Source organism: Arthrobacter sp. NQ4 (genome assembly GCF_029077345.1).
In the GTDB taxonomy this organism is placed as follows: Bacteria; Actinomycetota; Actinomycetes; order Actinomycetales; family Micrococcaceae; genus Arthrobacter.
Window position 1 is genome coordinate 89,311 of record NZ_JARETC010000004.1, and the last position, 13,711, is coordinate 103,021.

Sequence of the window (13,711 nt, forward strand, 5' to 3'; positions counted from 1 at the left end):
TGGTTCCAGGGTGCATCCGGGCATGAAAATGCTGCGGCACAAAAGTGCCACAGCATGTCATCATGCGCCGCTGGTTACCCTGCGGCCCGTTGGCAGCCCGGGGGGCCTTAAACAAGCCGCGGGTAGCTGCTGAGGATGTAGTCCGCAGCGGCCGGCCCCTTCATGCGCAGTCCGTTGCGGCGAACCGAGACTTTGTGTTTCATGGCAGCCCAGAAACTGGACTCGGTGCCGGTGGGCTGCTCGTTGACGAAGCACCAGCTGGTGTACAGCCCGTAGAGGCGGTCGCGGTCCAGGCTGGATTCCGAGGCATTGTCTGCGTAGGTGGCTTCGTGGAGGAAAAGATCAAACTGCGAATTGGCCATGAGGCGTCCCTTCGCTCGGTGCGTGGTGCCGCCGGTAGGCTCCAGCGGCGAACCTCGATGCCCTGCACAAGGTGGCAAAGGATTGTGTAGCCGCTTTCCTTGAGAGGTCCCGAAAAGCTCAAGAGGTCATCTTGTCTACGATGTAGACTTTACCTGTAGACCAGATATGAGGCAACCGTCCCAGTTACTTCGGGACGAGGGCCGCCAGTGAGGACCTTTGTGATGACTTCCGCCAACACTTCCCAGCCCGGGCAGGCCAAAACGAGGCTGAGCAGGGACATTGTGCTGGCCAAGGCCCTGGAGTTGGTGGACGCCGAAAGCCTGGAGGCCCTGACCATGCGCCGGCTGGGGCAGGAACTCGGCCGGGATCCGATGAGCCTCTACCGCTACGCCGAGAACCGCGCCGCACTGCTGGACGGGGTTACCGAGCTGGTACTCAACCAGCTAAGCATCCATCCATCGGACCCGGACTGGAAAGCCCAGTTGCGGAAGATCGCCCACAGCTTGCGGGCGCTCGCCCTGCAGCATCCCAATGTGGTTCCCCTGTTGGTCACGCGGCCCCTTTCCACGCCCCTGGGCCTTCGCCCCCTGGGCACGCTGCGGCCGCTGGAACAGATCCTGTCCCTGCTGGGCTCGGCAGGATTCGCGCCGGCCGATGCCCTCCACGTCTACCGCGCCTACTACGGCTTCCTCTACGGGCACATCCTGAACGAGCTGCAGGAGTACGTGGTGGATCCGGAAGAGAACGAGGTGCTGTTGCGCCTGGGGCTCCACCGTTTGCCGGCGAAGGAATTCCCCAAGCTGCGTGCCCTTGCTCCCGCCCTGGCAGAGTACGACGGCGAGGCGGAACTTGACCAGGGACTTGGCATCCTGCTGTCGGGGCTGGAAGCACAGCTGTCACGGCAGGCGGCAGGCCCCGCCGCCTGACCCCGGGGCCTGCTGACGGCGGATTGCCCGGGCGGCGCTATTCGAAGGACGCGCGGCGCCGGTCCTGCAGGCGGGTGTTCCAGATGTCCGGCCGGTTCACGCGGAACCGGCGCCCCGTCAGTGCTTTGGCGTTCAGCCGCACGTAGTGGGCCTTTTCGCCCGGCTGCCACGGTTCCAGGCCGAGTGCGTCCACCGCATCCTTAACGCCCTGGTCCTCGATGATTTCCGTTTCGCCGCGAACCACTACGCTCCAGGCCTGTTCCGAGGCGGGGTCGTAGCCGTCTATTTCCAGTGCTGCCGGCCGTTCCATCCTGGCGCCCCAAAGCTTTGACCCGGGTGCGGTGCGGAAGACGATGCTGCGCAGGTGGACGGCGTAGTTCACGGGGAAGATCTCGGGATGCTCGTCCACCACGATGGCCAGCCTGCCCACCGCGTCATTGTCGAGGAGTTCCCAGCAGTCGTCGAAGGACAGGTTTTCAATCGGCAGGTTTCGCGAGTCCATGGTCCACACCTTACGGGTGATGCGGGAGTGGGAAAAGGGATTGCGCCGCTTGTTGCGGCCTAGTGGATGCCGGCGAAAAGTTCGCTCAACTCGGCGGTCAGTTCCTTCTGGACGGACGGGGTGCCGATTTCCTTGCCGTCGATCCGGTTTACGGGCGCCAGCAGGCGGACGCTGGAGATCAGCCAGACCGCATCCGCGTCCATGAGGTCCCGGGGCTCCAGGGGACCGTAGCCCAGTTCCCACCCCGCCGCCTTGGCGGCCGCGAAGAGGGCGCCCTGGGAGGTGCCGGCCAGGATGCCGCTGTCCAGCTGGGGCGTGATGAGGCGCTTCACTGTTGTGCCGTCGTCGGACTTCTCCACATGCGCAAGCAGCACGGTGGACGTGGGGCCTTCCAGCACGCGGCCATCGGAGGACAGGAAGATGACGTCGTCGGCACCCTGTTTGTGGGCATGGCGCAGCGCTGCCATGTTGACGGCGTAGGAAAGGGTTTTGGCGCCGAGGAGCAGCCAGGGGGCCCGTTCGGCAACATCACTGTCGTAGCCCCGGTCAAGGAGGATGACGTCGATGCCCGTTTCGCGCTGCCTGCGGCCGGCAGCGCCGGCCGGCGACGCCTGCACCCAGGCCGTGGGCGCCTCGCCTTCAACGCCGCGGGTGACCACCAGTTTGACCACCAGCTCATCGGCGGCGGGGTCTGCCGGCGGGTTCTCGGACCGGTGCCGGGCCACCGCAGCCGCAATAACGCGCCGCCATGCCTCCTGGTCCGGGATGGCCAGGTCCAGTGCTGCGGCGGAGCCCCCAAGCCGGTCCAGGTGCGCCTGCATCTTCCGCACCGTTCCACCCACGGCCAGCATGGTTTCGAAGACGCCGTCGCCGCGTGTGACCCCCAGATCCGTGACCAGCAGCTGGGGTATGGTGGCATCGGCCACCCTGCCGTCGGGGTAAGCAGGATCGAGGAAGGCAAGAACCACGGGGGCTGGAGAGGTCATGGCACCAGCTTAGTGCTGTACCGCGGATAAGCTGGGCAGAGTGCACCGGCCGGAAGCCGTCCTCCGGGGCCCAATCTCCCCGGGGGTTTTAAACGTGTTGTGGCCTTTTTCGCTTGCCGGCACCGCGCCCACATGGGTGGTGGTGCTCCTGGGCTTCGCCGACCTGGCCATCAGGGTCCTGGCGCTGGGCATCATTCCCGGCAACCGGCGCCCCACCACCGCCATGGCCTGGCTGCTGGGTATCTTCTTCATTCCGTTCGTGGGCATCGTCCTGTTCCTGCTGTTCGGCAATTTCCGCTTGTCCAGCCGCCGGCGGGCACAGCAGCAGCTGGTCAACGAACGCGTGCAGGCGGGCATCACCGCGCTTTCGGATGCGGAAAGCGACTACCCCGGCCCGGAGTGGGTGAAGTCCGCTGCTGAGCTCAACCGCACCCTGGGCTCGCTGCCCATGGTGGACGGAAACTCCGTGGACTTGATCCCCGGCTATCCGGATTCCATCCTGGAAATGACCAAGGCTGTGCGGAAGGCGAAGAAGTTCGTCAACGCCGAGTTCTACATCATGAGTTCGGACCACGTCACCAACGACCTGCTCACCGCCATGGAGGAAGCCGCCGAACGGGGCGTGGAGGTGCGGCTCCTGTTCGACCACATCGGAACGCTGCGCATCAAGGGGTACCGGAAGCTGCTCAACCGCCTCCGCGCGGGCAAGATCCAGTGGAAGCGGATGCTGCCCCTCCTGCCCATCCACGGCCAGTGGCGCCGCCCTGACCTGCGGAACCACCGCAAGATCATGGTGATCGACGGCGAGATCGCCTTCACGGGTTCGCAGAACCTGATCGAGCCCTCCTACAACAACCCGCGGCACCGCAAGGCCGGCCGTGAATGGGTGGAACTGATGGCGTGCCTGCGCGGCCCCATCGTGACCACCCTGAACGTCGTCTTCGCCACCGACTGGCTGAGCGAGACTGACGAGTCGCTGGAACACCAGCTGCAGCTCCCGGCGAACCCGGAACCCGGCACCGTCACGGCCCAGGTGGTTCCCAGCGGTCCGGGGTTCATTACGGAGAACAACCTCCGGCTCTTCAACACCCTCATCTATTCGGCCCAGCACCGGATCTCCATCTGCAGCCCCTACTTCGTGCCGGACGACTCGCTGCTCTACGCCATCACCACCGCGGCCCAGCGCGGCGTGGATGTTGAACTGTTCGTCTCGGAGAAGGGGGACCAGTTCCTGGTCCACCACGCCCAGCGGTCCTATTACGAGGCACTCCTCGAAGCCGGGGTACGGATCTACCTCTATAAAGCCCCGTTCGTGCTGCATGCCAAGCACTTCACCATCGATGACGAGGTAGCGGTCCTGGGGTCCAGCAACATGGACATGCGGTCCTTCTCGCTGAACCTGGAGGTGTCAGTGATGCTGCTGGGTGAGGACATCGTGAACAAGATGCGGGCAGTGGAGGATACCTACCGGGACATCTCCCACGAGCTCAAGCTCGCGGACTGGCTCAACCGGCCCCTCGCCGCCCGGTACGTGGACAACGTGGCCCGGCTGACGGCCACTGTCCAGTAAGACGACACTGTCCAGTAAGACCCTTTGCAGTAAAACCCGTCCAGTAAGCAGTCAGTCGGCACTGACCCGCTGCCCGTCGCCGTGCCCGGCGTGCTCGGGCCAGCCGCCGTTGCGGTAGGCGGGGGTTCCCAGGGCAAGCACCAGCACCGCCACGGTGCAGCTGCCGATCATGACGCTGGCCATCGACAGGGAATTCCCGCCCAGGAGCCCAACCAGGGGGCTCACCAGTCCGGCGACCCCGGACTGCAGGGCCCCGATGACAGCCGCCGCCGTTCCCGCCATGTGGCCGTAGTTGTGCAGCGCGAGCACGGAGGCGTTCGCCGGGATCATGCCCTGGGCTGACAGGACCAGCCACAGGCCGGCCACCAGGCCGGCCGCGCCGCCGGCACCCGTGGCCACCACACCGAGCAGCACCAGGGCCAGGCTCAACTGGACCAGGAGGGCGGTGCGCAGGATGCGGACGGGCGGGAACTTCCGGACCAGGGCGGCGTTGAGCTGGGCCGAGAGGACAAGTGCGGCGCCGTTGAGGGCGAAGACGAGGGCGAACTGCTGGGCGGTGAGGCCGTATTCGTTCTGGAAGACGAAGGGCGAACCCACCACGTAACTCATGATCAGGGCCAGCCCCAGTCCGGGGATGACGGCCAGCGCCATGAAGTGCCTGTCCCGCAGCAGCACCCAGTAGGCGCCCGCCACGTGCCGGGGGTGGCCCGGGCTCCGGCTGTCCCCCGGCAGCGTTTCCGGCATGAACTTCCAGACAATTGCCACCAGGACCAGCCCGATGAGTGCCAGTGCATAGAAGACGGCGCGCCAGTTCCAGAGCCCGGCGATGCCCTGGCCAACGGTGGGGGCCAGGAGCGGAGCCACTCCGATGACCAGCATCAGCCGCGACAGCAGCTGGGCGGCGTCGGAGCCGACGAAGCGGTCGCGGATCACCGCGAGTGCCACCACGGCAGCGGCGGCGTTGAAGAAGCCCTGCAGGACGCGCAGCCCTGTCAGCGTTTCGATGTTGGGCGTCAGGGAACACAGCAGCGAGATGGCTACGTGCAGCGAGATGCCGATGAGCAGCGGAAGCCGCCGGCCGAACCGGTCCGAGAACGGACCGATCACCAGTTGCCCGATTCCGCCGCCCACCAGGGTTCCGGACAACGTCAGCTGGACAGCGGTCTGGGTGGTGTGGAGGTCGGCCTCGACGGCGGGCAGTGAGGGCAGGTACATGTCCGTGGTGAGGGCGGGGAGCGCGGCCAGGGCGCCAAGCATGAGAACGTACTTGACGCTGCGCGGTGCCTTGCTGGTCTGGGGAGGGGACGGTTCCGTCACGCGGCATACCTAACTTGTGTGGAAGCACCCAGGGATGGGTCCGCCGCCTGGCTTGGGCGGTTCAGCTAGGTCAGGGGCGTACCCCCGGGGGCGTCTTCCTAAACGGGCGTCCGCGGAGTGGATGCCCCAGGGAGCCGATGGCGTCAGTCGCCGGGGAATGCGGCGCCAAGGGTGGAGAGGACCCCGTAGGCCTTGGTGCGTATTTCGTCGTATTCGTCGTCCGGGACGGAGTCCGAGGTGATGGCACCGCCGACGCCGAGCGAGAGTTCAGCCGTCCCGTCGCCGGCCGTGCTGATCACCAGTGTCCTGATGGCGACGGCGAGGTCGGCCGCCGCGTTGAGTGAGAAGTAGCCGATGGCCCCCGAGTACAGTCCGCGCGGACCTGCCTCCAGGTGGTCCAGGATGGCCATGGTGCTGATCTTGGGGGCGCCGGTCATGGAGCCCGCAGGGAAGCACGCAGCGACTGCCTCGGCCCGCGGTGCGCCCGGGAGGAGGCGGGCGTCAATGGTGCTGACCATCTGGTGGACCGTGGCATAGCTCTCGATCGCGCAGAGCCGGCTGACCGTCACGGAACCGGGCTCCGCGAAATGGCTGAGGTCGTTGCGCAGCAGGTCCACGATCATGATGTTCTCGGCCCTGTCCTTCAGGGATGTGGCCAGGTCCGCGCGCAGCCGGCTGTCCTCCTGCGGGTCCGCAGCCCGGCGCCGGGTGCCCTTGATCGGTTCGGCGCGCATGCCGCCGTCGGACGCGATCCTCAGGAACCGCTCGGGCGAGGTACTGGCCACGGCAAGGTTTCCCAGCCGGAGGTAGCTGGCGAACGGGGCCGGGTTCCTCCGGCGCAGCGCCAGGTAGGTGGTCCACGCATCCAGCGACGCTGCCTGCACCCTGGCTTCGAGCGTGGTGGTCAGGCAAACCTCATACGTGTTTCCCTGGGCGATCTGGTGCTGGGCGGCGGTGATCTTCTCCCGGTACCGCGCACCCGTGTCCCGGCTGCGGAAGGCCGGCGCTGTGGAAGGCGCGACGCCGGTGCTGCCGCCGGCCTGCGCTGCCGGGCCATCCGCCGGCGGCCGTGCGCCGCCGCCGGCGGCTTCCACTGCTGCCCTGGCCTGCGCCAGCCACTCGCCGGCGTCGGGGGCGTCAAGGGCCAGGAGCCAGGCGGCGCCTTCGGCATGGTCCAGGACCACGGCCCGGCCGGCGAAGATCAGGGCAGCGTCCGGGGTGGGCGCGGACAGGTCACTGCCGCCCGTTTCGCGCTTCAGCTCGTAGCCCAGGCAGCCGAGCCAGCCCAGGGTGAAATCGCAGGGATAGCCGTCCGGGGTGCGTACGGCCCGGCGGCCCCAGACGGTGTCCAGCCAGCGGAAGAAGGGGCCGGGGACCCTGGCAGTGGAGGAGCCCGTGCTGATCAGGCTCACTCCCGAACGGTGCGTCACGAACTGTCCGAAGGTGCCGGCGTCGTCCGCCATGATGCTGAACCTGCTGCGCTCCGCAGCAGTCCGGGCCGCCGGGTCTGCGCTGTCTTCTCCGGCGCTGCCCGGGACGGCGTCAGCGTTGGAGGAATCGAGCCAGACGGCATTGGCCGACCGTCCGTACAGCGACTGGAACAGTGCCGGTGCGTCCGGGAGGGCGTCCAGGCGCTCGGCATGGAGCCGAAGTCCGCGTCGTGCGGACAGCTCCGGGGCCAGGACAGGCGCCAGGGCCCGCAGGCAGGGGAGGAGCTTCAGGAGGTCCGCCGGGGCTGATCCGTCAGCGAGGTTCTGGACGCGAAGATCTGCGTGGGCGGGGACGTCGTCGCGGCCCAGCCACTCTTCTTCCTGGGCGGCCCACTGGTCCCAGTACGGCTCATAGGTTTCGCCGTCGCGGCCCAGAGCCCGCGTCCGGCGGACGTCGTCCGGAGACTCGGCCCAGATGACGGCGCCAAGCATCGGCCGGGCTGCCTCGGCGGCGGCCCCCACTCCCTCCACGATGACGATCTCCGCGGGCAGCGTGACCCGGGACTCGCCGTCGTAATGGTTCTCCCAGTCCCAGCTGGTCCAGGTGGCCGCCTCGCCGCGGCTCAGCGGCGCGAGGACCGTGCTGACATAGCGCTCAACGCCTGCCGCCAGCCCATCCCACCCCGGGTAGATGTCCTCAAGGTGGAACAGGGACACCTTGTGGTGGGCGCGTAGCCGGGCCGCGAGTTCGACGGCGAGGGTTGTCTTTCCTGCGCCGGAGCGCCCGTCGACGGCGATGATGACGGGGGCTGGGATCATGGACTAGAGCGTACCGTTTTCCGTTGGCCGCTTTCATCCATGAATGACACCGTGCCGTGAGGCATGGCGGCCGCTGCTGAGGTGGCCGCCCAGGAACCCGCTTACCAGCAGCAGGACGGCCCCCGCCCGCGCCAGCCGCACGCCCAGCCGGTGGTTTCCGCGGGACCGGGCCCGCCAGGAGGCGAGGTACACCAGGGTGGCTGCGGCGTTGGCGGCGGCGTGCACAATCCCCACGCGCTTCAGGCCGCGGTCCTTGCCGGACCAGGTTGCCCAGCCGGACAGGGCGGTGGGAACGGCGGTGATGACGCCGAGGGCCACCAGCCGCTGGGCGGAGCGGCGGGAAGCCTGGTCGTCAAAGAAGTCCAGGAACACCGCCGACCACCAGGCGCCAAAGGGTGCGTCGGTAAGGATGGTGTGCAGCGGAATGCCCGTGGTGTCGCCGCGGACCAGGCTGCGGACGTTGGGCTGCGCCATGAGGCGGGACGCCAGCGGTTCTGCGGCCTTGACGGCAGCGTCCAGGGGTTTCGCCTCCTCAAGGCTGCCAAGGAGACGGGTGTACCTGCCGGTGCTGGGTGCGGCGTGCATGCAGCACAAAATACTCCAGCTGCTGCCGGATTGCACCATGTTTTCCTGCGCCGTTATTGCGCCCGGACACTGCTAGTGCGGCTGAAGCTGCGTGTTCTGCAGGACCGCTGCCCTGATGTGCTGGACCAGGCCCGGCAGCGCCGTGTGGATCTGGTGCCAGACGGCGTCGAAATCCGCATGGCCGCCGTACCAGGGGTCCTCGATGCCCTGCTCCAGCCGGTCCCGCCCGGCCATGGCGGGATCGAAGCTGCGGAGCATCCGGATCTTGTCCAGGGACTCCTGGTCCGGGGCGGCTTCGCTGAGCCACGCGTAGTGGTCAATGTCCAGGGCCAGGATCAGGTCGCGCTCGCGGAACCACTCCGGCTCCCACTCCCGGGCCACGTGGTGTTCCGATGCCAGTTGCGTGACTGCGAGGCGGCGAGCGGCACGGGGATCGATGGGCCGGCCGGCCTCGTACCCGGTGGTGCCTGCGGAATCCACTTCCACCAGCCCGTCCAGGCCCTCGCGTTCGAGCGCTGCCTGGAGCATGAGCTCGGCCATCGGGGACCGGCAGATGTTGCCCGTGCAGACGGTGATGACGCGGTATGCGCTCGACGTTGAGGTCATGGAACTAAGCATGCGCGCTTCCCATCACCTTTGGCTAGCCGCCTGTTCACAAAGTTTTACGGGCTTGTAAAGAAGCATTACCGGGCGTGAAAAGGGTACCTGCACCTGTGGCGGAAAGCCCTGTCATGAACCAGCCCGTCAGTGGATCAGGGCCAGCAGGATGCCCACCCCAACGAACAGGGCGCCGAACACCCTGCTGAGGACCAGTTGGCCCCGTTCCGTGCTGGTGAAGCGCTGGAATGACCTGGCGGCGGCGGCAAAGAAGAACCACATCACCAAAATATCGATGACCACAATGGTGGCCGTCAGCACGGCGTACTGGGTGAACAAGGGCTGTTCCGGGCGGATGAACTGGGGGGTGAAGGCCAGGAAGAACACGATGGCCTTCGGGTTCAGCAGGTTGACCCAGAAGCCGCGCCTGAAGATGGACCAGGCGGGTTCGTTCCGGAGGGTGGCGGCCTGCTCCTGGGCCACCGCTGGCTTGCTGAGGAACTGGCGGATGCCCAGGTACACCAGGTAGGCCGCGCCCGCGTAGCGGATGACGTTGAAGGCAACGGGTGAGCTGGCCACCAGCACGCCAACGCCGAGGGCGACAATCAGGACGTGCACCACCAGCGCCGCCTGCTGGCCCAGAATTCCCCACATTGACCGACGGAACCCTGCATTCAGCGAGTTGCTCATGGTGTTGATGGCCCCGGCGCCCGGGGTGAAGCTGATCAGGGCGCCGGCGCCCGCGAGGGCCAGCCACAGGGAAAATTGCACTACACAATCTTACGGGGCCAAAAGCCGGTCTTTCCGTCAGCCGCCGGGGACAGCGGGCCAGGGCCGGGCGGACACCGCAACCTATGCCCGCGCGATGACTTCACCGTTGGGGATCAGGAACCAGCCGTCGTCCGTGGAGCCCCAGCGGTGCCAGCCCGCCGAGATCCGGGCGAGGTCGGCCGCGTTGGCGAATCCGTACTCCAGTGCCTGCTCGGCGAAGGCGGAATGCAGCACCCGCTCACCCCAGACACGTGCCTGCCAGCGGCGCTGCTGCGCCGTGGCGTAAAGCCAGTTGCTGCTGGTGGGGGCGACGTCGGTGAATCCCGCAGACTGGGCCCAGCTGACCAGCCGCCGCCCGGCGTCGGGCTCTGCTCCGTTGCGCCGGGCAATCCGCTGGTAAAGGTCCATCCACTCGTCCAGCTCCGGGATCTCCGGGTACCAGCTCATGCCGTGGAAGTCTGCGTCCCGGACGGCCACGATGCCGCCGGGCTTGGCGACGCGGCGCATCTCGCGCAGTGCCTCGACGGGGTCGGTCAGGTGCTGGAGCACCTGGTGGGCGTGGACGACGTCGAACGTTTCGTCGGCGAAGTCCAGGTCGTAGATGTTGCCTGCCACAAATTCGATGTTGGGCACTTCCCGCTCGACGGCGAGTGCCTGGGCCTGTGCCACGATGTCCGGCGAGCGGTCCAGGCCGGTGACCTTGCCGGGGTTGACCAGGGCTGCGAAGTCGCAGGTGATGGTGCCAGGCCCACACCCGACATCGAGCAGGGTGGATCCCGGCGTGAGGTAGGGGAGGACGAACGCGGCCGAATTTTCGGCAGTCCTGGCGGCGTGGGCGCGGACTACGGACTCGTGGTGGCCATGCGTGTAGACGTCGTCTTCAGGCTGCTGGTCGCTCATAACCAAACGCTACCCCTTGGGAACGGGAGCTACCCGGATTCTGTCCTTGCCGCCACGGTGGCGTCGATCATCGCCGTCATGAAGCGGGTGACGGTATCCAGTTCCTCCTCCGTGAACCCGGCCATGGCACTGCCCATGTGCTGCGCCAGCGGGGCGAAGATGGCGCCGCCCTCCTGGAAGGCCTTGGGGGTCATCTTCAGCTGGACCTGCCGCCGGTCAGTGCTGTGCCGCTCCCTGACCACGTGCCCGGAGTTGTCCAGCCTGTCGATCAGTGCCGTGGTGGCGGGGGAGCTAAGGTTCAGTTCTTTCCGCAGCAGCCCGGGCGTCACCACGTTGCCCCTGGCGGTGTGGCGCATGATCACGGCGAGTGCGTTCATGTCCGTGCGGTGCATGTCCTTGCGGTCCCCGGCGGCATCCACGTACCGGTTCGCCTCGATGGTGAACTCCTGCAGGATCCGGAGCAGCGGATGGCCGAACTGCGGTCCCGCCTGCTCGAAGGGGGATGGCTGGGGAGTGTTCGTCTCTGCCATCTCCACCTCCCTTGTCATTGTTCACGGCCCATTTCCTGCGCCGGCGTCCTGACGGATATTACTCCAGCGCCGGGCATCGCCGGCTGTCGCAGCTGTCGGTCAGGGGGCCGACCCCAAAAAAGCTTGACTGGCACTTATCTCTGTTATGGAGATAATCTATGCTGGAACAAATACTACTCCCCACGCTCACCATGGAAGGCATCATGAAACGCTCAAAAGTTGGCAGGAAACGCGTTCCGTTCTGGCTGCGCTGGCTGGTTCCCGTTGTCCTGGTGCTGACATGGCTGGGGCTGGCCGGGGTAGGCGGTCCCACCTTCGGCCGCCTGGAAGAGGTCTCCTCCAATGACCAGGCATCCTTCCTCCCTGCCAGCGCCGAGGCCACGGAGGCGCAGGACTGGCAGGCGAAGTTCCGCGACTCCGATGAGGTTCCCGGCATCGTCGTCATCGAGCAGGACCAGGCCTTCACGCCGCAGCAGCTGGGCGGACTGGCCACCCTGAAGACCGGTCTGGAGAGCCTTAAGCTGGGCAGCACGGTGATTGGCCCGATTCCGTCCAAGGACGCCAAGGCCGTCCAGTTCGTGGTCCCCATCGGATCCTCTGCAGAACTGAAGGACGCGGTCAAGGAACTCCGGGCCGCGGTGGAAGAGGCGGCGCCGGACGGTGCCCGGACCTTCGTCACCGGACCGGCCGGCCTCGCGGCAGACCTCACCGCAGCGTTCGGCGGCATTGACGGCATCCTCCTGCTTGTGGCTTTGTCCGCCGTCTTCGTGATCCTCCTGGTCGTCTACCGGTCCCTGCTGCTGCCCATCATGGTCCTGCTCACCTCGGTGTTCGCGCTCTGCGCGGCCATCCTGCTGGTGTTCGGCATGGCCAAGGCCGGCTGGATCCAGCTCAACGGGCAGAGCCAGGGCATCCTTTCCATCCTGGTGATCGGTGCCGCCACGGACTACGCCCTGCTCTTCGTGGCCCGCTTCCGCGAGGCCCTTACCCACACCACCAACCGCACCGCGGCCGTCCTGACCGCCTGGAAAGCGTCCTTCGAGCCCATCCTTGCCTCAGGCGCCACGGTGATCATCGCGCTGCTGTGCCTGCTCTTCTCCGACCTGAACTCCAACAAGGCCCTGGGCCCGGTGGCCGCCGCAGGCATTCTCTGCGCCCTGTTCGCCGCGCTGACCCTGCTGCCCGCCCTGATGGCTCTGCTGGGCCGGGCCGCGTTCTGGCCTTTCCGCCCCAAGCTCCTCCCCGCGGACCAGCGCGAACCCGAACTGGTCACCGGCCTGGAGGGCCAGAAGGGCCTGTGGCGGGCCACCGGGTCGCTCGTCTCGCGGCGGCCCAGGACCGTCTGGGTCGCCTCGGTCCTCCTGCTCCTCGTGGCCGCGGGCGGACTATTCCAGCTGAAAGCCAACGGCGTGCCGCAGACGGACGTCATCCTCACCGCATCCAACGCCGTGGACGGCCAGGATGCGCTGGCCCGCCACTTCGACGCCGGCAGCGGCAGCCCCGCCGTCGTGGTTGCCGACCAGGGCAAAGCCGCGGAGGTGCTGGACAAGGTGAAAGCCGACGACGGCGTGGGCGAGGCGTACCTGCTGGGCCGCGGCAGCGTGCCTGTCACCGGAGCCCCGGGTGCTCCCACCGCACCCGACGTCCGGGACGGGAAGGTGCTCATCAACGCCACCCTGAAGAACGCCGCGGACTCGCTGGAAGCGGAGGAGACCATCAAGGCCCTGCGCACCGAGGTGAAGGCCGTTGATCCCGGCGCCCTGGTGGGTGGCGTGACTGCCACCGCCCTGGATACCAACACCACCGCCCAGCGCGACCTGCTGGTCATCATCCCGGTGGTCCTGGTGGTCATCCTCTTCATCCTGATGTTGCTGCTGCGCTCCATCGTGGCCCCGGTCCTGCTGGTGCTCTCCGTGGTGCTCTCCTACGCGGCCGCACTGGGAGTCTCGGCCTTCGTGTTCAACAACCTCTTTGGTTTCCCGGGAGCCGACGCCACCGTTCCGCTGTTCGGCTTCGTCTTCCTGGCGGCCCTGGGCGTGGACTACAACATCTTCCTGATGAGCCGGGTCCGCGAGGAATCGCTTAAGCACGGCACCCGGCCCGGCATCCTGCGTGGCCTGGTGGTGACCGGCGGCGTCATTACCTCGGCCGGCGTGGTGCTGGCCGCGACCTTCGCCGCCCTCGGCGTCATCCCCATCATGTTCCTGGTGCAGCTGGCCTTCATCGTGGCATTCGGCGTCCTGCTCGATACCGTGCTGGTGCGCTCGCTGCTGGTGCCGGCCCTGGCCTACGACATCGGGCCGAAGATCTGGTGGCCCAGCAAGCTGGGACGGACGGATGGCCGGGATGCCGTGCAGCCGCGGGAGCCCGACGTCGAGCCCCGGGAAGAGGTTCCCGCCCGTTAGCCCCTGCGTT

General features: G+C 67.2%; 13 protein-coding genes. 3 read left to right on the forward strand and 10 right to left on the reverse strand.

The window, feature by feature from the left end; translation table 11 throughout:
- Positions 1-107 precede the first annotated feature (107 nt).
- Complete coding sequence (locus PUN51_RS08945; protein WP_275180617.1) at positions 108-362, reverse strand: hypothetical protein; 255 nt, start codon at positions 360-362, stop codon at positions 108-110.
- 222 nt (positions 363-584) lie between these two features.
- On the opposite strand from PUN51_RS08945, the gene PUN51_RS08950 reads away from it, so the two are divergent.
- Complete coding sequence (locus PUN51_RS08950; protein ID WP_159630186.1) at positions 585-1,289, forward strand: TetR/AcrR family transcriptional regulator C-terminal domain-containing protein; 705 nt, start codon at positions 585-587, stop codon at positions 1,287-1,289.
- Positions 1,290-1,326: 37 nt separating this feature from the next.
- Here the strand turns inward: PUN51_RS08950 and PUN51_RS08955 are convergent, their stop codons facing one another.
- On the reverse strand, positions 1,327-1,791 hold the full coding sequence (locus PUN51_RS08955) for a pyridoxamine 5'-phosphate oxidase family protein (RefSeq protein ID WP_159630188.1): 465 nt from the start codon (positions 1,789-1,791) through the stop codon (positions 1,327-1,329).
- 59 nt (positions 1,792-1,850) lie between these two features.
- Positions 1,851-2,777 (reverse strand): aminodeoxychorismate lyase, encoded by a 927-nt coding sequence (locus tag PUN51_RS08960; RefSeq protein ID WP_275180620.1) that lies wholly within the window; start codon positions 2,775-2,777, stop codon positions 1,851-1,853.
- Positions 2,778-2,871: 94 nt separating this feature from the next.
- Here PUN51_RS08960 and cls point away from each other — a divergent pair, with 94 nt between their 5' ends.
- Positions 2,872-4,347: a cardiolipin synthase gene (gene cls, locus PUN51_RS08965; protein ID WP_374114924.1), complete on the forward strand. Its 1,476-nt coding sequence runs from the start codon at positions 2,872-2,874 to the stop codon at positions 4,345-4,347.
- A gap of 51 nt (positions 4,348-4,398) precedes the next feature.
- Here cls and PUN51_RS08970 read toward each other — a convergent pair whose 3' ends face one another.
- The 7 genes from PUN51_RS08970 to PUN51_RS09000 form a co-directional block, all read right to left on the reverse strand.
- Entirely contained in the window at positions 4,399-5,664 is a 1,266-nt protein-coding gene (locus PUN51_RS08970; protein WP_275180622.1) for a multidrug effflux MFS transporter, read from the reverse strand.
- 143 nt (positions 5,665-5,807) lie between these two features.
- Positions 5,808-7,913, reverse strand: a complete 2,106-nt coding sequence (gene pabB / locus PUN51_RS08975) for an aminodeoxychorismate synthase component I (protein ID WP_275180623.1) — start codon at positions 7,911-7,913, stop codon at positions 5,808-5,810.
- A gap of 33 nt (positions 7,914-7,946) precedes the next feature.
- Positions 7,947-8,498: a DUF2231 domain-containing protein gene (locus PUN51_RS08980; RefSeq protein WP_275180625.1), complete on the reverse strand. Its 552-nt coding sequence runs from the start codon at positions 8,496-8,498 to the stop codon at positions 7,947-7,949.
- Positions 8,499-8,570: 72 nt separating this feature from the next.
- On the reverse strand, positions 8,571-9,104 hold the full coding sequence (locus tag PUN51_RS08985) for a low molecular weight protein-tyrosine-phosphatase (protein ID WP_159630198.1): 534 nt from the start codon (positions 9,102-9,104) through the stop codon (positions 8,571-8,573).
- Positions 9,105-9,242: 138 nt separating this feature from the next.
- Positions 9,243-9,866, reverse strand: coding sequence for a LysE family transporter (locus PUN51_RS08990; protein ID WP_159630200.1), 624 nt, complete (start codon positions 9,864-9,866; stop codon positions 9,243-9,245).
- 81 nt (positions 9,867-9,947) lie between these two features.
- Entirely contained in the window at positions 9,948-10,766 is an 819-nt protein-coding gene (locus tag PUN51_RS08995; RefSeq protein WP_159630202.1) for a methyltransferase domain-containing protein, read from the reverse strand.
- A 29-nt stretch (positions 10,767-10,795) separates the two neighbouring features.
- Complete coding sequence (locus tag PUN51_RS09000) at positions 10,796-11,296, reverse strand: MarR family winged helix-turn-helix transcriptional regulator (protein ID WP_275180628.1); 501 nt, start codon at positions 11,294-11,296, stop codon at positions 10,796-10,798.
- A 203-nt stretch (positions 11,297-11,499) separates the two neighbouring features.
- On the opposite strand from PUN51_RS09000, the gene PUN51_RS09005 reads away from it, so the two are divergent.
- Complete coding sequence (locus PUN51_RS09005) at positions 11,500-13,701, forward strand: MMPL family transporter (protein WP_275180630.1); 2,202 nt, start codon at positions 11,500-11,502, stop codon at positions 13,699-13,701.
- The last annotated feature ends 10 nt before the right edge of the window (positions 13,702-13,711 follow it).